The following is an 18546-nucleotide window of genomic DNA, read 5'->3' on the forward strand; positions in this document are numbered from 1 at the left end:
ATCCCAGCGAGATTGAACTCGCCGCAGCAACCTTCCCAACTCCTCATTGTCAGCTGATCAGCGCCTTACGCGCTTTTTTTACTCCCCGCTACACTTCTTTAAGGTTTGCTAACACAGCAAACGCAGTGCAGTGCTCAGCCATCGCAAGGAGGCAGGATGAACGATGAACTGCAACACCTGAAAAATCTCGGTAAAACATCGTCACAGTGGTTGCACGCAGTGGGTATCCACAGCGCCTCCGATTTACGTCGGCTGGGTGCGGTGGACGCTTACAGGGCGGTGCGTACGCGAGGTTTCCGTGCATCAAAAGTTCTACTCTATGCCATCGAGGGGGCACTTTTAGACATCCATTGGAGCGACATACCCGCCGAGCGCAAGGACGCGTTGAACGAACAACTCGACGCGATTTCGCTGCGCCCAAATGCCTTGAATTCAAACGCCAGGTCAGCCCAATGAAAATAGCGTGAATGACGGTGTTGACATACAAATGAGAATTGCTATGATTCGCACAACTGGTCGCGAGACTGGTCGATGATTTGGCAGACCATTGGTTCGGAATCTCAGATTATCTCCTCATCAGGCTAATCACGGTTATTTGACCCGGCAGTTTTGCCGGGTCTTTTTTTGCCTGCCGATAAGTGCTCATCTGCTTATCAACGCCCCGGCGCCAATACGCCCAAGCGAGTGAGCACATCATCCAGCAAGCTTGCGGCGCCCAACCTCACGCGGTCGACACCCACCCAATGTGGGCCGAAACGGGCCTTTGCTAAGTCGAGATAGACCCTCGCTTCATCAAACGTTCGGATACCGCCAGCCGCTTTGAATCCGCCCTGCCCGCCCGCTTCAGCGATCACCTCCAGAATAATCCGCGCGGCTTGCGGCGTGGCATTGACGATGACTTTGCCCGTGCTGGTTTCGATGAAGTCCGCACCCACCGCAAACATGTCCACGCACACTTTGCGAATGATTTGGGGGTCTCTCAACTCTCCGGCTTCCAAAATAACTTTGAGTGTCGCCCGATCCCCGCACATTGCTTTACAGGCTGCCACCAAATCCGTCGCCCCCTGATTATTGCCAGTAAGGTGCATGCGATAAGGGTATACCAGACTGATTTCATCAGCGCCCGATGCCAACGCTGCACGGGTTTCGGACACGGCTGACAGAAGATTCGACCCACCATAAGGGTAATTGGCGACCGTAGAGATGCGCACAGTATCAGCACGCAAATCGTCCAGGGCGCGGCGCGCCAAGTGAACAAAGTGTGGAAAGACACACACCGCAGCGACCGCGCCCACAGGCGTGATAGCCCGTCGGCAAAGAGCGAGGACGCGCGCTTCGTTGTCATCTGCGTTGAGCAAAGTTAAATCCAGCAACCCAATCATTTGAAGCGCTAACTGCTCCTCTTGCGATGTCATTTCTCTCATCCTGTTCAGCCGCTCAGTGGCAACCGAGACAATAAACGAGACGCAAGCAACAAACGTGTCCGACCTTAGAACAGAGAAAGGGACTACACAAATACAGGAAGTATCCTAAATGGCAAGCAACACTATTTAGACTGATTACGCCATTGCGCGCAGTAATCCTTCCGTGACGATGCGGCGGTGTACCACACGTAATCGGCAGAAGCGGACGTCACATAAGCGCCCACTTCCGCCAACAGCAGCACGACAGTACCGTCTGCCGCGCCCAGATCAAGAAGATGGATTGGTACGCCGACGTCCTTGCGCACGTGGTACGCCCCCGCAAACAACAGCGCCGGAACGGGAGCGGCGAGCAGCCGCTGAGCCATTCGTCGATCACGTTGTTGCTGGACGGCAAGCATCGCAGGCATGTGCTCTTCTGGAAGTTGACCACAATGGGAATCACGAATTTGCGCCAGCAACTGCTCACGCACAACCAACGCCGTAGAGTGAACTCCCGTCAACAGGGGCTGTTGCGTATAGATTGCAGTGATTTCATCAGGGTCCAGATTTGCAGACAACAGAGGATAAGACTGCCCAAGCGCATAACGAACAATGGGGCCGTATAAAGCCCAGTCCCAACCCTCTTGCCATGCCAGCTCGGTAGGAAGATCAGCGGGGACTACCGACTTATACGCCGCCTTGGCCTCATCGACCCTTGATTGCTGATTCGGGTCGAGCATCTCCAGAAGCAGGCTGCCCTGAGAACGTCGATCGGCCAGCACCTGCAACACCCATAACTCCAACGCGTGATGGTCTGGATTATCATGCTGCTCGCCGACCAACACTCTGGGGGCCTGCGCCAGACGATCAGCCAATTGCTGCGCCGTCAGTTTTTGACCAGTGTTTAAATCACGAATCATGCCTGCATTCACACGCTCATACCCAAGACGGCTTTGCCAAGCCGGTATATTTCCTGACTGAGAAGCCGCCTGATCAGTGCCCGGCGCCCCTAGCCCTCCTGCCAGCAGTATTATCAACAGCAAACGAAGCATCAAATCTGCCTCTGGTGAATGCCTGTCATCGCCAAAGCCCTACACTACCAAAAAACCTGCACAGTTCAAGAGCGGCAGACGGCCACATTAACGCGCTGTAAGACCCAAGTCATGCCGCTATAGCGCCCTTGGTCGGCAACTTAGTGAATTTATGTGTCAAAGTGCCATTATCGCATTGAATTCCCGGACGAGCAGCGTCGAACTGCCGGACCTGCGACACTGGCCCTCCACTGAAAGACAATGGAGCCCAGCATGAAATTCCTCTGCGACGCAGAGTATCTAGCCGAAGCCCAAAGCCGAGGTTTCGACATCGACGGGCTCAAGCTGGTGGCAATCCGAAGGGAAGGCCAAGTATTTGTTTACCGCAACCGCTGCCCGCATCGGGGGGTGCCGCTTGAATGGGAGGCTGATCAATTTCTCGACTTGAGTGGCAGCCTGATCCAGTGCGCCACCCACGGCGCACTGTTTCTCATTGAGAGCGGGGAATGCGTGGCGGGGCCTTGTGCCGGTCAGTCACTGAGCGCAATGACTTGCCGTGAGGACTTAAGCGGAATCTGGGTCAGCCTGCCTTCTGACAACTAGGCTTGGCGCCCGCCAAATGCACATCAAGGCGACGGTCTATGCGAATTTCTTCGGGGGTCAATTGCACGCCGTAGGCCAACACCTCTACGCCAGCGGCCACCGCCTCACGCAGGGCCGCCGCGTAAATGGGGTCAATCTCTTCTGCTGGGCGTACCGCATCGATGCCAGTAAGGTTGACGCAATACACCAACACCGCACGCACCCCATTGCGCGCCAGGCTCGCCAACTCACGAAGATGACGGGCGCCCCGCTGGGTCACCGAGTCAGGAAACGCCGCGATCTTCGAGTCGTTAAAACCCAAGGTGACACTTTTGACTTCTACGAATGCTGGCCCGCTCGGGTAGTCCAGGCGAAAATCCACCCGACTGTTTTCTTGCCCGTACGGCACTTCGCGCTTGAGCACCGTAAAGCCATTTAGCTCGGTAATCACACCCGCACGCAGGGCTTCTTCCACCAGGTTATTCGCCCGCCCCGTGTTAACACAGGCCAAACGTCCCTGTGGTGTTTCGGCAATTTCCCAGGTTCCAGGCAGCTTGCGTTTCGGATCGCTGGAACGACTGAACCAAACCCGCCCACCGGGCGCCATGCAATTGAACATCGAACCGGTATTGGGACAGTGAATGGTCAGTTTTTCACCGCTGGCGGTTTCAATGTCAGCGAGAAAGCGTTTATAGCGAACCAGCAGGCGACCGTGTTCGAGTTCGGGAGAAAACCGCATCAGCCTTGCCAGCTCCGCAAACCCTGGGCAATTCGCTCAACCGCTTCTTGTAACCGAGGCAGACTTTGAGTGTAAGCAAATCGAACATGATGGCCCGATTGATAGCGGCCAAAATCCAGGCCCGGAGTGATTGCGACGTGTTCGACTTCAAGAAAATGCTGACAGAACGCAAAGGCGTCGCCACCAAACGCGCTGATGTCTGCGTAGAGATAGAACGCCCCTTCCGGCTCGACAGCGATGCCAAAGCCCAATTCGCGTAACGCGGGCAACAGAAAATCACGTCGACGCCCGAACTCAGCGCGCCGTTCTTCGAGAATCTCCAGGGTTTGTGGTTCAAAACACGCAAGCGCGGCGTATTGGGCCATGCTCGGGGCACTGATGTAGAGGTTTTGCGCAAGTTTCTCCAAATCTGCCACCGCATCTTCCGGCGCGACCAGCCAACCCAACCGCCAGCCGGTCATACCAAAGTATTTGGAGAAACTGTTGAGAACGAAGGCATCGTTATCAACTTCAAGCACGCTGGCCGCGTCACAGCCATACGTGAGGCCGTGATAGATCTCATCCACCACCAAATGACCATTTCGGACTTTCAACGCCGCAGACAATGCGGCCAACTCATCGCGACTGAGCATCGTGCCGGTGGGATTGGCGGGCGAAGCGACCAATGCACCGACGGTGTTTTTATCCCAATGGCGGGCCACCAAATCAGGGGTTAATTGATAGCGCACGTCCGGACCCACCGGGACCAGTTGCGCAGCGCCTTCGATCAGTCGCAAAAAGTGACGATTGCAGGGGTAACCTGGATCGGCCAATAACCAGTGTTTGCCAGGATCTACTAACAGGCTGGTGGCCAGCAGTAACGCCCCGGAGCCACCCGGCGTAACCAGGATCCGGTTGGGATCCACCGTTACGTTGTAGCGCTGAGCGTAAAACCCGGCGATGGCTTCGCGTAGTTCAGGCAACCCACGGGCGGCGGTGTACCGGGTCTTGCCTGCTGCCAACGCGGCCTGGCCTGCGGCGATGATCGGTTCGGCTGTCGTGAAATCGGGCTCGCCGATTTCAAGGTGGATGACATCGTGCCCTGCCGCCTGCAACTCGTTCGCCCGCGCCAACAGGGCCATGACATGAAAGGGTTCGATAGCGCGACTACGCGCACTGTAGGGGTAAGCCATGAGCCTTCCTTAAACGGAGAATCGGAATATCAATCGCCTGATTCTACCCAACCGGCCGCCTTACAGTCCGGTTTATGACGCTTACTTTTGGACAACCAAACCTTGCGCTAAAAAAACCAAACGGGTACTTACCACCGGACTAAAATCAATTTTTGCGAACGATTTTTCGTACCCTACTCAAGTATCACAGCCTACAAAGGTAAAAAGGTGCTAGCAGGCTCGACAACCGGGAGTAGCGCGCTCCGATTTGATCTGGTAAGTTCGCCCGCTTGCAGCCGCAGGGCCGGCAGGTGTCGGTGTAGAAACAATCCTGCGCAATGGATAGAGAAAAGCGAGAGGCGGTCCATTCATGCCCACCCAAGAAAAGCAGCAAAGCAGCCAGCCAGTTCGTGACTTCGAACCTTACGCAATCAGTAAGGGCGAGGAATACATGAGCGAGCCTATGCGTTTCCACTTCATCGGCATCCTCAATAAGTGGAAGCTGCAGTTGATGCAAGAGGTCGATCGGACCATGGATCACATGAAGGACGAAGCGGCCAACTTTCCCGATCCAGCAGATCGTGCAAGCCAGGAAGAAGAGTTCAACCTGGAACTGCGCGCCCGCGACCGTGAGCGCAAGTTGATCAAGAAGATAGACAAAACGTTACAGCTGATCGAAGCAGAAGAATATGGCTGGTGCGAGTCTTGTGGCGTAGAGATCGGCATTCGCCGACTTGAAGCCCGCCCTACCGCTGACCTTTGCATCGACTGCAAGACGTTGGCGGAAATCAAAGAAAAACAGGTCGGTAAATGACCTGTAACAAGGGGCGCTTCGGCGCCCCTTGTTGTTTCTGGCGTTCTCACTCTCTTTAGGAGATGCCGCCCCGTCTTCGACGTGGACCTGTCGCGCAGCAAACACTGGCAAATTATAGGACTCGGCTGGGTGGTCCAAGAAAACTGGATCGCTACACGTTCGCGCCTACAGTAATGGAGCGCAAATACCCCATATATCAATGCTGACTGTTCCATTACCATCGCACCATGAAATCCCCCTCGTATATCGGGCGCTTTGCGCCAACCCCCAGCGGTTATCTGCACTTCGGCTCACTGGTTGCCGCATTGGCGTCGTACCTCGACGCGCGCGCCGTGGGTGGAAAATGGCTGATGCGCATGGAAGACCTCGACCCGCCACGCGAAGTCAGCGGCGCGCAGACAGCCATTTTGCGCACTCTGGAGAGCTACGCGTTTGAGTGGGACGGCGAACTGATCAATCAAAGCCAACGACATGAAGCCTACGAGCAGGTCATCCATCGCTGGTTGAGTCAGGGTTTGGCTTATGCGTGCAGCTGCTCACGCAAACAATTGGAACGCTCCAACGGTGTGTATCCCGGCGGATGCCGCAACCTCGGGCACGACACTGACAACGCCGCAATACGCATACGTGTGCCCGAACTGAACTACGTTTTTGAAGACCGGGTACAAGGTCTTTTTACCCAACACCTAGGGCGCGACGTCGGCGATTTCGTTATCCGTCGCCGCGATGGCTTATATGCATATCAACTGGCAGTGGTCATCGATGATGCTTGGCAGGGGATCACCGATGTTGTCCGTGGCGCGGACTTGCTCGATTCGACACCCCGCCAGATCTACCTCCAGGAACTGCTCGGCCTGCCGCAACCCCGCTATCTTCATGTGCCGCTGATTGTTCAACCCGACGGCAACAAGCTCGGCAAATCGTACCGTTCACCACCACTAGAACAAGGCCAGGCAACCTCGCTGCTGCTTCGCGCCTTACGGGCCTTAGGTCAACCGGCGGACGATGAACTTAACTACGCGAGCCCCCACGAGGTGTTGAAATGGGGAATCCAGCGATGGAATGCTACCTTAATCCCCCGATTGCGAAGCCTTGAAGAAGCTGAGTTAAGCTGAGTTAGAGCCTTCGGCGTGGCCAGGTGGCAACCGTCCGCAAAACGCCACTTGCAGCTTCGCTGCCATCCAGTACCATCGCCCGACCTTTTTAGTGAGGCCAGTATGTACATCTATCGATTGGTCCTGCTCCTGGTGGTAGGGATATACCTGTTCTCCCCAGCCATCATGGACTGGTGGATTGAACCAACAGGCGCGTGGTATCGCCCGTATTTGCTCTGGCTGATTCTGATCGTCGTGACCTTTATCCTGCAGAGTCAACGAGATGCCGATGAGCTTTAGCCTGACCCAAATGGTCCTGATCAGCGCCGCCTATTTGCTGGTACTGTTCGGCGTCGCTTGGGTCAGTGAGCGTGGCCTGATCCCACGCTGGATCATTCGTCACCCGCTGACCTACACCTTATCGCTCGGCGTGTACGCCAGCGCCTGGGCGTTCTACGGCACGGTGGGACTGGCCTATCAATACGGCTACGGCTTTTTATCCAGCTACCTCGGCGTATCCGGGGCATTTCTGCTGGCGCCGGTATTGCTCTATCCGATCCTCAAGATCACCCGTACTTACCAGCTGTCATCGTTGGCAGATTTGTTCGCCTTTCGTTTCCGCAGCACGTGGGCCGGCGCACTGACCACCATCTTTATGCTGATCGGCGTGCTGCCGTTGCTGGCTTTGCAGATTCAATCAGTCGCCGACTCCATCGGCATCTTGACCCACGAACCGGTGCAAAACCGAGTCGCACTGGCGTTCTGCGCCTTGATCACACTGTTCACTATCTTCTTCGGCTCCCGGCATATCGCGACCCGGGAGAAACACGAAGGCCTGGTGTTTGCCATCGCGTTCGAGTCAGTCATCAAGCTGGTGGCCATGGGCGGCGTTGGTTTATACGCCTTGTACGGGGTATTCGACGGCCCGACTCAGTTGGAGCAGTGGTTGCTGCAAAACCAGGCCGCCCTCGCCGCGCTTCATACCCCGCTGCAAGAAGGCCCATGGCGCACGCTGCTGTTGGTGTTCTTCGCCTCAGCCATCGTCATGCCGCACATGTACCACATGACCTTCACTGAAAACCTCAATCCACGCTCGCTGGTCAGCGCCAGTTGGGGTTTACCGCTGTTTCTGTTGCTGATGAGTTTGGCGGTGCCACTTATCCTGTGGGCCGGACTTAAACTAGGTGCTCAAACCAGCCCGGAATATTTCACCTTGGGTGTCGGTATTGCGGCCAATAACAAAGCGTTGGCGTTATTGGCGTATGTAGGCGGTTTGTCGGCGGCGAGCGGGTTGATCATCGTCACCACGCTGGCTTTGTCGGGCATGGCGCTCAACCATTTGGTGCTACCGCTGTATCAACCGCCTGCGGAAGGCAATATCTACCGCTGGCTGAAATGGACCCGTCGCGGCCTGATCGTCGCCATCATCATGCTCGGCTACGGGTTCTATCTGTTACTCGGCAAACAGCAAGACTTGGCGAACCTGGGCATCGTGGCCTTCGTCGCCACCTTGCAGTTTCTGCCAGGTGTATTGTCGGTGCTGTACTGGCCCACGGCCAACCGTCGCGGATTCATCGCCGGGATGGTAGCCGGGATTGGCGTGTGGATGGTGAGCATGCTGTTGCCATTGATTGGCAACTTCCACGGCTTTTACATCCCGATGCTGGACATGATTTATGTGCCAGATGACGCCAGTTGGCACATGGCAGCCATCGCTTCACTGGCCGCTAATGTCCTGATCTTCACCTTGATCTCGTTGTTCAGTGACGCCAGCCCGGAAGAAGCCAGCGCCGCCGAAGCCTGCGCCGTGGATAACGTGCGACGACCGCAACGGCGAGAACTGCACGCCGCGTCCCCTCAGGAATTTGCCACGCAACTGGCCAAACCGCTGGGTGCCAAAGCGGCACAAAAAGAAGTCGAACAAGCACTGCGGGACCTTTACCTGCCCTTCGATGAACGCCGCCCTTACGCGTTGCGCCGCTTGCGTGATCGAATCGAAGCGAATCTGTCGGGGTTGATGGGCCCGAGTGTTGCCCAAGACATGGTTGAAACGTTCCTGCCTTACAAGTCCGGCAGTGAAAACTACGTCACCGAAGACATTCACTTCATCGAAAGCCGTCTTGAGGACTACCACTCACGACTGACCGGCCTGGCTGCCGAACTCGATGCGTTACGCCGTTATCACCGCCAGACCTTGCAAGAACTGCCCATGGGCGTGTGCTCATTGGCCAAGGATCAAGAGATCCTGATGTGGAACAAAGCCATGGAAGAATTGACCGGCATCGCGGCGCAGCGCGTCGTGGGTTCTCGGCTGGAAACCATCGCCGACCCGTGGAAAGAACTGCTTCAAGGCTTTATCGACCTGCCAGACGAACACTTGCACAAGCAGCGCCTTGGGCTAGATGGCCAGACGCGCTGGTTGAACCTGCACAAAGCCGCCATCGACGAACCTCTCGCGCCGGGCAACAGCGGTTTGGTGTTGCTCGTCGAAGACCTGACCGACACCCAAATGCTCGAAGACAAGCTGGTTCACTCCGAGCGCCTGGCCAGCATCGGCCGTCTGGCTGCGGGCGTTGCTCACGAGATCGGCAACCCAATTACCGGCATCGCGTGCCTTGCGCAAAATCTGCGCGAAGAACGCGAAGACGACAGCGAGCTGACCGAAATCAGTAGCCAGATTCTTGAGCAGACCAAACGCGTTTCACGCATCGTGCAATCATTGATGAGCTTTGCCCATGCCGGCGGCCATCAACATTCCGATGAAGCGGTATGCCTGGCTGAAGTGGCCCAGGATGCTATCGGTTTACTGGCGCTGAATCGGCGTAACTACGAAGTGCAATTTTTCAACCTGTGCAACCCGGAACACTGGGTTGACGGCGACCCCCAACGGCTCGCTCAGGTGTTGATAAACCTGCTAACCAACGCACGTGACGCATCGCCATCGGGCAGCGCCGTGCGGGTAAAAACAGAACTATCCGAACACACGGTCGATCTGATCGTAGAAGACGAAGGCAGTGGGATTCCAAAATCAATCATGGACCGATTATTCGAACCGTTCTTCACGACCAAGGACCCGGGGGAAGGCACCGGACTGGGCCTTGCACTGGTCTATTCCATCGTTGAAGAGCATTATGGACAAATCACCATCGACAGCCCGGCTGACCCCGAGCATCAACGCGGCACCCGTATTCGGGTGACATTGCCGCGTCATGTCGAAGCGACGTCCGCTGTTAACTGAGACCGTCGAGAGTATTGAATCACATGCCTCACATTCTGATCGTCGAAGACGAAACAATTATCCGCTCGGCCCTGCGACGCCTGCTGGAACGAAATCAGTACCAGGTCAGTGAAGCCGGTTCAGTGCAGGAAGCACAGGAACGTTTCACCGTCTCCTCGTTTGATTTGATCGTCAGCGACCTGCGCCTACCTGGCGCGCCGGGCACTGAACTGATCAAGCTCGGCCAGGGCAAACCGGTCTTGATCATGACCAGCTATGCCAGCCTGCGCTCTGCCGTGGACTCAATGAAAATGGGTGCGGTGGACTACATCGCCAAGCCCTTTGACCACGACGAAATGCTCCAGGCCGTCGCGCGTATTTTGCGTGACCGGCAATCGATCCAAAGCCTGCAGGCTGAACGCACCGCGGCCGGGGCCAAACCGGCCAGCGTGTCCGACAAGGGCGTGGTCGACAACAGCAATGGCGAAATCGGCATCATCGGTTCATGTCCACCGATGCAAGACTTGTACGTCAAGATCCGCAAAGTAGCGCCCACCGATTCCAACGTTTTGATCCAGGGTGAGTCGGGCACCGGCAAAGAGTTGGTCGCCCGCGCACTGCACAACCTGTCCAAACGCGCCAAAGCACCGATGATTTCGGTCAACTGCGCCGCGATCCCGGAATCCCTCATCGAATCCGAGCTGTTCGGCCACGAGAAAGGGGCGTTCACCGGGGCCAGCGCTGGCCGTGCCGGCTTGGTTGAAGCCGCAGATGGCGGCACCTTGTTCCTCGATGAGATTGGCGAGCTACCGCTCGAAGCCCAAGCGCGCTTGCTGCGCGTGCTTCAAGAGGGCGAAATCCGCCGTGTCGGTTCGGTGCAATCGCAAAAAGTCGATGTGCGTCTAATCGCCGCGACTCACCGTGACCTCAAGAGCTTGGCCAAAGTGGGCCAGTTTCGTGAGGACTTATATTACCGCTTACACGTGATTGCGCTGAAACTGCCTGCGCTGCGTGAACGTGGCGCCGACATCTTGGAAATTGCCCAGTCGTTCCTGGCCCGGCAAAGCGCGAAGGTTGGCCGCACAGACCTGAAATTCGCACCCGATGCCGAACAGGCGATTCGTCATTACACCTGGCCGGGTAATGTTCGCGAGTTGGAAAACGCAGTCGAGCGCTCGGTGATCCTGTGCGAGAGCCCTGAAATTTCCGCCGAGCTGCTGGGTATCGATATCGAGTTGAGCGATCTGGATGATGAGGATTTCATCGGCCTGGGTCCGCAGCAGAGTTCGACCAGTTCAACTAGCCATGAGCCTACCGAAGATTTGTCGCTGGAAGATTACTTCCAGCACTTTGTCCTTGAGCATCAGGACCACATGACCGAAACCGAATTGGCCCGCAAACTTGGGGTCAGCCGTAAATGTCTCTGGGAACGTCGCCAGCGCCTGGGTATCCCACGGCGCAAAACTAGCATTGCCAGCGAAAGCTGAGACCTAAAAAGCGCGCGAGGCTCTGGCCCGCGTTGCTCCAGCGTGCGAAACAACTGTTACCCCCTCCCTAACACGTAACAAACGCCGGGTCTTAAGGTAACGAAAGCCCGGCTTTTTTAGACCCACTAAAAACCTCTATCCCGCTCTAAGCCCCGGTTTTAAAGGATTTCTAAAAGTTGGCACAGGTCCTGCTATATCTCTAGTACAAGAACAATAAAAAGCATCGAAAGACACCATAATAAAAATAAGACGAATCGACTCACGCATAATAAAAACAACACGGCGGAGGCGCAGCTAACTGATTCTTTTGGAGAGGAGTTGTATTTGGGGCTTGCCCCACGACCAGGCTGAGAATTATAAAAACTACCCTGAGGTAGCGCCTGAACTGGTTGGATCGAACGATCATTGCAACGCAGCGACCAAAGCAATCCGTTTGCTCTTGACTCCCGACTGGGAGGTTTCGCAGGTGAAACCCTGTGGATTGGGCACTCAATAAAAACAAAAAGCCCGACTCAATAATAAAAATAAAGCGCAAACACTTTGGGGGAGCTTCGGCTCCCCCAGTAGCTTCTGTCATTTCTCCCTTGCCGTTTGCTAACCACTCCGGCAGCCGCTTGCTCAGCTTCCTACACCATCCCCTGACTAAATGCTAGAATCCCCGCCCATCATGCGGTCATTCTCGTTTTTGGCCGAATATTCCTTCAAACAGTGCATCCCATGCTGAAAAAGCTGTTCCAGTCATTCCGCTCTCCATTGCGTCGGCCGCAACAAACGCAACACATACGCACCACGCCTGAAGTGCTCACCAGCAGCCAACATTCGCTGCAGCGCGGGCAGTTCAGTCGTTATGCCGTAAACATTGTCGAGCGTTTGCAGACCGCCGGGTACCAGGCTTATCTGGTGGGCGGCTGCGTGCGCGACCTGATGTTGCATATCACGCCTAAGGATTTCGACGTCGCCACCAGCGCAACGCCGGAACAAGTGCGTGCCGAGTTCCGCAATGCCCGAGTGATCGGTCGGCGTTTCAAACTGGTCCATGTTCATTTCGGCCGAGAAATCATTGAGGTCGCGACCTTTCGCGCCAATCATCCCCAAGATGATGAGGAAGAAGACAGCAATCAGTCTTCACGCAACGAAAGCGGACGCATCCTACGCGACAACGTCTACGGCACCCTTGAAGAGGATGCCCAACGTCGCGACTTCACGATCAATGCGCTTTATTACGACCCGGTCACCGAGCGCGTTCTCGATTACGCCAACGGCGTACACGACATCCGTAATCGTCTGATCCGCCTGATCGGTGATCCCGAGCAGCGCTATAAAGAAGACCCGGTGCGGATGCTGCGTGCGGTGCGTTTCGCTGCGAAGCTGGATTTCGGTATCGAAAAACACAGTGCTACGCCGATTCGGCAATTGGCGCCCATGCTGCGCGATATTCCTTCCGCACGCTTGTTTGAAGAAGTGCTGAAACTATTTTTGTCCGGCTATGCCGAATCGACGTTTGAGATGCTGGTCGATCTTGAACTGTTCGAGCCGTTGTTCCCCGCCAGCGCCAGGTCGCTGGAGATGAACCCGACCTACACCCACACGCTGATCAGTGAAGCGCTGGCCAATACCGACCTGCGTATTTCGCAGAACAAACCAGTCACGCCCGCCTTCCTGTTTGCCGCCATGCTCTGGCCCGCGCTGCCCGCTAAAGTCATTCGCTTGCAGGAACGCGGCATGCCGCCGATTCCAGCCATGCAAGAAGCTGCACACGAACTGATCGTCGAGCAATGCCAGCGGATCGCCATTCCAAAACGCTTCACCATGCCGATCCGTGAAATCTGGGACATGCAGGAACGTCTTCCACGCCGTACCGGAAAACGCGCCGACCTGCTGCTCGATAACCCACGTTTCCGTGCTGGCTACGACTTCCTGCTGCTGCGCGAAATAGCAGGCGAGGAAACCGAAGGCCTTGGCGATTGGTGGACCGACTACCAGGAAGGCAACGAAAGCGAGCGCCGCAACATGATTCGCGACTTGGGCAACAAGCCCGATGCGACCGGCGCTGCCCCGCGCAAACGCCGTCGCAGCAGCGGCAGCAAGCGTAAACGCAATGCTTGCGACGCACCGATCACCTCGGGCGACTGATCGTGGAACGCGTCTATGTCGGCTTGGGCAGCAATTTGTCTGACCCGGCAGAACAATTGCGCCATGCCATCAAGGCATTGGCGCAATTACCGTCTTGCGAATGGGCCGGCGTGTCGTCGTTCTATGCCAGCGATTCGCTGCTGCCCGGCCAGCCCCGCTTTACCAACGCCGTCGCCGCGCTAAATACAGCGCTTGAACCGCTGGCATTACTTGATGCATTGCAGGCTATCGAATTGGATCAAGGCCGAGAGCGCCATGAGCGTTGGGGCCCAAGAACGCTAGACCTGGACATCATTCTCTTTGGTGACCGGCTCATTGACGAGCCTCGGCTGAAAGTCCCTCACTACCACCTGCACGCTCGCGCTTTCGTCCTGTACCCCTTGGCAGAACTCGCCCCCCACCTGCAATTGGCCGATGGCCGCTCTCTTGATCAACTGCTAGCCGACTGCCCTTTCGTGGGTCTCGAACGCCTATAATCCCCCTCGGAGCCAACTTGTTGGCGAAGGTCCTTCGGACCTGATCGCAGCCTCCGGCAGCTTGTGTCTGCAGAAATCTATGCATCGCCAAAATCCGTGGGACCGAATTCATTCGGGAAGGCTTCAGTTTTGACACTCCGCAACCTCAAACCACACAAAAGTGCCACCCCGTTGGGTGAGCAACAGCGCGGCGTCGAAGACGGGGTGGCATCCCCCACAAAGGTTTGAACGATCAAAGATAGTTACCGCCTGAAACCCGCCAGCGGTAACAGATCCCACAAACGGTAACACCCGTAATTGACTTCACGCCCCCTCATCACGAAGATAGGCGTCCCGCTGCCGATCACTTGGCAAAAGGGCGCGAATCAGGCCTTTGCAAAACTCCGCATACGACGGTGTGCCTGTTTTTCCAGATGATCTCATGCGTTGCTCGCAGTAGTTTCACAGCGCCTGAACGAGGATTTTTTTCATGCCAGACATAACCCTGACGACCTTGCAAAGCCTCAAGCAGAAAGGTGAAAAAATCACCATGCTGACCTGCTATGACGCGACCTTTGCTCACGCTGTCAGCCAGGCCGGTGTCGAAATATTGCTGGTCGGCGACTCGCTGGGCATGGTTTTGCAAGGTCATGACAGTACGCTGCCCGTGACCAATGCCGAAATGGCCTACCACGTTGCCTGCGTCAAACGCGGCAACCAAGGCGCGCTGATCCTCGCCGACCTGCCGTTCATGGCCTACGCCACGCTCGAACAGACCTTTGCCAACAGCGCGCAATTGATGCAAGCCGGCGCACACATGGTCAAAGTCGAGGGTGCGGCCTGGCTGGCCGAATCGATCAAGCTCTTGGCCGAGCGCGGCATTCCGGTATGCGCTCACATGGGCCTGACCCCCCAATCAGTAAATATTCTCGGTGGCTATAAAGTGCAGGGCCGACAAGAAGCCCAAGCCCGGCAAATGCGCGCTGATGCCATCGCTCTGGAGCAAGCAGGTGTGGCGATGATCCTGCTCGAGTGTGTGCCCAGCGAATTGGCACAGGAAATCACCCAAGCGGTCAAAGTACCGGTGATTGGCATTGGTGCTGGTAGTGCGACCGACGGCCAAGTGCTGGTCCTGCACGACATGCTCGGGTTGGCCATCACTGGCCGCGTGCCCAAGTTCGTGAAGAACTTCATGTCGGGCCAGCCAGATATCCAGTCGGCGCTACAGGCATATGTCGCCGCAGTTAAAGATGTGAGTTTCCCGGCAATAGAACACGGATTTTCCGCATGAACACAGTAAAAACCGTCCGCGAGCTACGCGCTGCGGTCGCTCGGGCACGCAGCGAGGGCAAACGTGTCGGCCTGGTCCCGACCATGGGCAACTTGCACAGTGGTCACGCCGCACTGGTCCTAAAGGCCGCTCAACGCACCGACTTCGTGGTGGCGAGCATTTTCGTCAACCCGCTGCAATTTGGCCCGAACGAAGACTTGGCGACTTACCCCAGAACCTTGCCTGCCGATCAGGAAACCCTGTTGCAAGCCGGCTGCCATCTGCTGTTCACGCCCTCGGTGGATGAAATGTATCCCCATGGCATGGACAACCAAACCCGAGTTAGCGTCCCGCACCTGTCTGAAGGCTTGTGCGGCGGCAGCCGTCCCGGTCATTTCGAAGGCGTGGCCACTGTCGTCAGCAAGCTGTTCAATATGGTTCAGCCTGATCTGGCAGTGTTCGGCCAAAAAGATTTTCAGCAACTGGCGGTCATCAAAGCGCTGGTTCGCGACCTGAACATGCCCATCCAGATCATTGGCGAACCCACGGTACGCGCCGCCGATGGCCTGGCGCTGTCTTCACGCAATATCTACCTCAGTGAGGAGCAGCGGGCGGCAGCACCCGCGTTGTACAGCGCCATCAAGCTAATCGCCGACCGCATTCAGAACGGCGAAAAGGATCTTGAACGCTTGCTCGCAGAAGGACGGGCACTCCTTGAGGCCGCCCATTTCCGCACTGACTATCTGGACGTTCGCGAAGCGACGACCTTGCGCCCCGCCGCTGCCGACGATCAGGATTTAGTGATCATGGCCGCCGCGTACCAAGGCTCCACCCGACTGATCGACAATTTGCACCTGACCAAGGAATAAACATGCACGCAATCATGCTCAAGGCCAAGCTACACCGTGCCGAGGTTACGCATGCAGTTCTCGACTACGAAGGCTCTTGCGCCATAGACGGCGAATGGCTCGACCTTGCCGGGATTCGTGAGTACGAACAAATCCAGATCTACAACATCGACAATGGCGAGCGCTTCACCACCTATGCTATTCGGGGTGAAGAAGGCTCGCGGATGATTTCAGTCAACGGCGCCGCAGCACATAAAGCGAACGTGGGGGATCGGGTCATCATTGCGGCCTATGCTCATTACAGCGAAGCCGAGTTACTCACGTTCAAGCCGCGCATGCTGTACATGGCCCCCGGGAATGAACTTAGCCACACCAGTAATGCCATACCCGTACAGGTAGCCTAATATTTTTTTCGCATCAGCACAGATAACGACTCACTGGAAAGCCCGGCAACAGATGTGCGAAATAGTACCGAGCAAAGGTCAGGCAAGGCGCAGACAAGCGAGCAGACTGGGATTAGTGTTCGGCTGCCTGGATGCGATTAATGATCATGCTTCGATTATTCATACACCGTCCGGGCTTTTTTAGTGGCCAAAAGGCAGTTCAAGTACAAGGAAACCCGCAGCGATGGCGTACTACCGCACTCCTCTCGACGTGACCACCCGACCCGCCTGGCAGGCGCTGACCCAACACCGCAAAGCCATGCAGGATTTCAGCATGCGCGAAGCGTTCAGCACAGACCCCCAGCGTTTCAATGAATTCACCCTTAGTAGCTGTGGGCTGTTCCTCGATTACTCGAAAAACCTGATCACGCCTGAAACCCGCGATTTGCTGGTGAACTTGGCCAACGAAGTCGATCTCAAGGGCGCGATCAAAGCGCTGTTCGACGGCGAAATCGTTAACGCCTCCGAAGGTCGTCCAGCCTTACACACCGCACTGCGCCGCCCTGTTGGCGACAAGTTGTCGGTGAATGGCGTCAATGTGATGCCCGAAGTCCACAAAGTCCTTAATCAGATCACCGATCTGGTGGGCCGAATCCACGACGGTTTGTGGCGCGGCTACTCCGAGAAACCGATCACTGACGTAGTGAACATCGGTATCGGTGGATCGTTCCTCGGCCCTGAGTTGGTGTCCGAAGCGCTGTTGTCCTACGCGCAAAAAGGCGTGCGCTGCCATTATTTAGCCAACATCGACGGCAGTGAGTTCCATGAACTGACGATGAAGCTTCGCGCCGAGACCACGCTTTTCATCGTGTCATCCAAATCGTTCAATACTCTGGAAACCCTGAAAAACGCCCAAGCCGCTCGAGCCTGGTACTTGGCGCAAGGTGGCTCAGAGGCTGAGCTATATCGCCACTTCATCGCGGTTTCCAGCAACAACGCTGCCGCCGTCGCCTTCGGTATTCGAGAAGAAAACATCTTTCCGATGTGGGATTGGGTCGGCGGTCGTTACTCGCTCTGGTCAGCCATCGGCTTGCCGATTGCATTGGCCATCGGTATGTCCAACTTTAAGGAGCTGCTGTCTGGCGCCTCGTCCATGGACCAGCATTTCCAAAGCGCGCCGTTTGAACAGAACATGCCGGTGCTGCTGGGTCTGCTGGGCGTTTGGTACGGTAACTTCTGGGGCGCAAAAAGCCACGCGATCCTGCCGTACGACCACTACCTGCGTAATATCACCAAGCATCTGCAACAGCTGGACATGGAATCAAACGGCAAAAGCGTGCGCCAGGACGGTACCCCGGTGTCCACCGACACGGGCCCGGTTATCTGGGGCGGCGTCGGCTGCAACGGTCAGCACGCTTACCACCAGTTGCTGCACCAAGGCACCCAGATGATTCCGGCTGACTTCATCGTGCCGATTGTCAGCTTTAACCCGGTTGCCGATCACCACCAGTGGCTGTACGCCAACTGCCTGTCGCAAAGCCAGGCATTGATGATGGGCAAAACCCACGCCGAAGCTGAAGCCGAGCTGCGCGAAAAAGGCATGTCCGAAGAAGACGTGCAGAAACTTGCGCCGCACAAAGTGATTCCGGGCAACCGTCCAAGCAACACGCTGGTGGTTGAACGCATCAGCCCCCGTCGTCTGGGCGCCTTGGTGGCGATGTACGAACACAAGGTGTTCGTACAGAGCGTCATTTGGGGCATCAACGCCTTTGACCAATGGGGCGTTGAGTTGGGCAAGGAACTGGGTAAAGGCGTCTACAACCGCCTGACCGGTGCCATCGAGGAGCCCGCTGACGATGCATCGACCCAAGGCCTGATCAATTATTTCCGTGGTCGTCACCGCGGCTGATCTTTCGCATTCATCACACAACCCGCCCCT

At 56.4% G+C, this 18546-nt stretch carries 16 protein-coding genes; 12 read left to right on the forward strand and 4 right to left on the reverse strand.

All coding sequences use genetic code 11. From position 1 onward, the window contains the following. The first annotated feature begins 156 nt into the window (after nucleotides 1–156). Nucleotides 157–456 (forward strand): TfoX/Sxy family protein, encoded by a 300-nt coding sequence (locus tag RHM65_RS01820; RefSeq protein ID WP_322167657.1) that lies wholly within the window; start codon nucleotides 157–159, stop codon nucleotides 454–456. Nucleotides 457–653: 197 nt separating this feature from the next. Here the strand turns inward: RHM65_RS01820 and deoC are convergent, their stop codons facing one another. Further along, nucleotides 654–1424, reverse strand: coding sequence for a deoxyribose-phosphate aldolase (deoC, locus tag RHM65_RS01825; protein ID WP_322167656.1), 771 nt, complete (start codon nucleotides 1422–1424; stop codon nucleotides 654–656). A gap of 122 nt (nucleotides 1425–1546) precedes the next feature. After that, nucleotides 1547–2455 (reverse strand): ChaN family lipoprotein, encoded by a 909-nt coding sequence (locus tag RHM65_RS01830; protein ID WP_322167655.1) that lies wholly within the window; start codon nucleotides 2453–2455, stop codon nucleotides 1547–1549. Between the two features lie 252 nt (nucleotides 2456–2707). Here RHM65_RS01830 and RHM65_RS01835 point away from each other — a divergent pair, with 252 nt between their 5' ends. After that, nucleotides 2708–3037, forward strand: coding sequence for a Rieske (2Fe-2S) protein (locus tag RHM65_RS01835; RefSeq protein WP_322167654.1), 330 nt, complete (start codon nucleotides 2708–2710; stop codon nucleotides 3035–3037). Here RHM65_RS01835 and sfsA read toward each other — a convergent pair. After that, complete coding sequence (gene sfsA, locus RHM65_RS01840; protein ID WP_322167653.1) at nucleotides 3015–3755, reverse strand: DNA/RNA nuclease SfsA; 741 nt, start codon at nucleotides 3753–3755, stop codon at nucleotides 3015–3017. The two genes, RHM65_RS01835 and sfsA, sit on opposite strands and share 23 nt — an antisense overlap. Beyond that, complete coding sequence (locus RHM65_RS01845) at nucleotides 3755–4927, reverse strand: pyridoxal phosphate-dependent aminotransferase (RefSeq protein ID WP_322167652.1); 1173 nt, start codon at nucleotides 4925–4927, stop codon at nucleotides 3755–3757. The genes sfsA and RHM65_RS01845 overlap by 1 nt, the downstream gene beginning before the upstream one ends. Before the next feature lie 349 nt (nucleotides 4928–5276). Between RHM65_RS01845 and dksA the strand changes: the two genes are divergently transcribed. The 10 genes from dksA (at nucleotide 5277) to pgi (ending at nucleotide 18516) form a co-directional block, all read left to right on the forward strand. Next, nucleotides 5277–5720 carry an RNA polymerase-binding protein DksA gene (gene dksA / locus RHM65_RS01850; protein ID WP_322167651.1) on the forward strand — a complete coding sequence of 148 codons (444 nt, stop codon included), beginning with the start codon at nucleotides 5277–5279 and terminating at the stop codon, nucleotides 5718–5720. A 227-nt stretch (nucleotides 5721–5947) separates the two neighbouring features. Beyond that, nucleotides 5948–6835: a tRNA glutamyl-Q(34) synthetase GluQRS gene (gene gluQRS, locus RHM65_RS01855; protein WP_322167650.1), complete on the forward strand. Its 888-nt coding sequence runs from the start codon at nucleotides 5948–5950 to the stop codon at nucleotides 6833–6835. A 262-nt stretch (nucleotides 6836–7097) separates the two neighbouring features. Continuing rightward, nucleotides 7098–10052: a sensor histidine kinase gene (locus RHM65_RS01860; protein WP_322167649.1), complete on the forward strand. Its 2955-nt coding sequence runs from the start codon at nucleotides 7098–7100 to the stop codon at nucleotides 10050–10052. A 23-nt stretch (nucleotides 10053–10075) separates the two neighbouring features. Then, nucleotides 10076–11518, forward strand: coding sequence for a sigma-54 dependent transcriptional regulator (locus RHM65_RS01865; protein WP_322167648.1), 1443 nt, complete (start codon nucleotides 10076–10078; stop codon nucleotides 11516–11518). A 717-nt stretch (nucleotides 11519–12235) separates the two neighbouring features. Continuing rightward, complete coding sequence (locus RHM65_RS01870) at nucleotides 12236–13651, forward strand: polynucleotide adenylyltransferase PcnB (protein ID WP_322167647.1); 1416 nt, start codon at nucleotides 12236–12238, stop codon at nucleotides 13649–13651. Between the two features lie 2 nt (nucleotides 13652–13653). After that, nucleotides 13654–14127 (forward strand): 2-amino-4-hydroxy-6-hydroxymethyldihydropteridine diphosphokinase, encoded by a 474-nt coding sequence (gene folK / locus RHM65_RS01875; RefSeq protein ID WP_322167646.1) that lies wholly within the window; start codon nucleotides 13654–13656, stop codon nucleotides 14125–14127. A gap of 469 nt (nucleotides 14128–14596) precedes the next feature. Next, nucleotides 14597–15397, forward strand: coding sequence for a 3-methyl-2-oxobutanoate hydroxymethyltransferase (gene panB, locus RHM65_RS01880; protein WP_322167645.1), 801 nt, complete (start codon nucleotides 14597–14599; stop codon nucleotides 15395–15397). Beyond that, on the forward strand, nucleotides 15394–16245 hold the full coding sequence (gene panC / locus RHM65_RS01885; protein WP_322167644.1) for a pantoate--beta-alanine ligase: 852 nt from the start codon (nucleotides 15394–15396) through the stop codon (nucleotides 16243–16245). The genes panB and panC overlap by 4 nt, the downstream gene beginning before the upstream one ends. Nucleotides 16246–16247: 2 nt before the next feature. Further along, on the forward strand, nucleotides 16248–16628 hold the full coding sequence (panD, locus tag RHM65_RS01890; RefSeq protein ID WP_322167643.1) for an aspartate 1-decarboxylase: 381 nt from the start codon (nucleotides 16248–16250) through the stop codon (nucleotides 16626–16628). Nucleotides 16629–16851: 223 nt separating this feature from the next. Continuing rightward, complete coding sequence (gene pgi / locus RHM65_RS01895) at nucleotides 16852–18516, forward strand: glucose-6-phosphate isomerase (protein ID WP_322167642.1); 1665 nt, start codon at nucleotides 16852–16854, stop codon at nucleotides 18514–18516. Nucleotides 18517–18546 lie beyond the last annotated feature (30 nt).

The organism is Pseudomonas sp. CCI4.2 (assembly GCF_034350045.1).
Lineage (GTDB): Bacteria > Pseudomonadota > Gammaproteobacteria > Pseudomonadales > Pseudomonadaceae > Aquipseudomonas.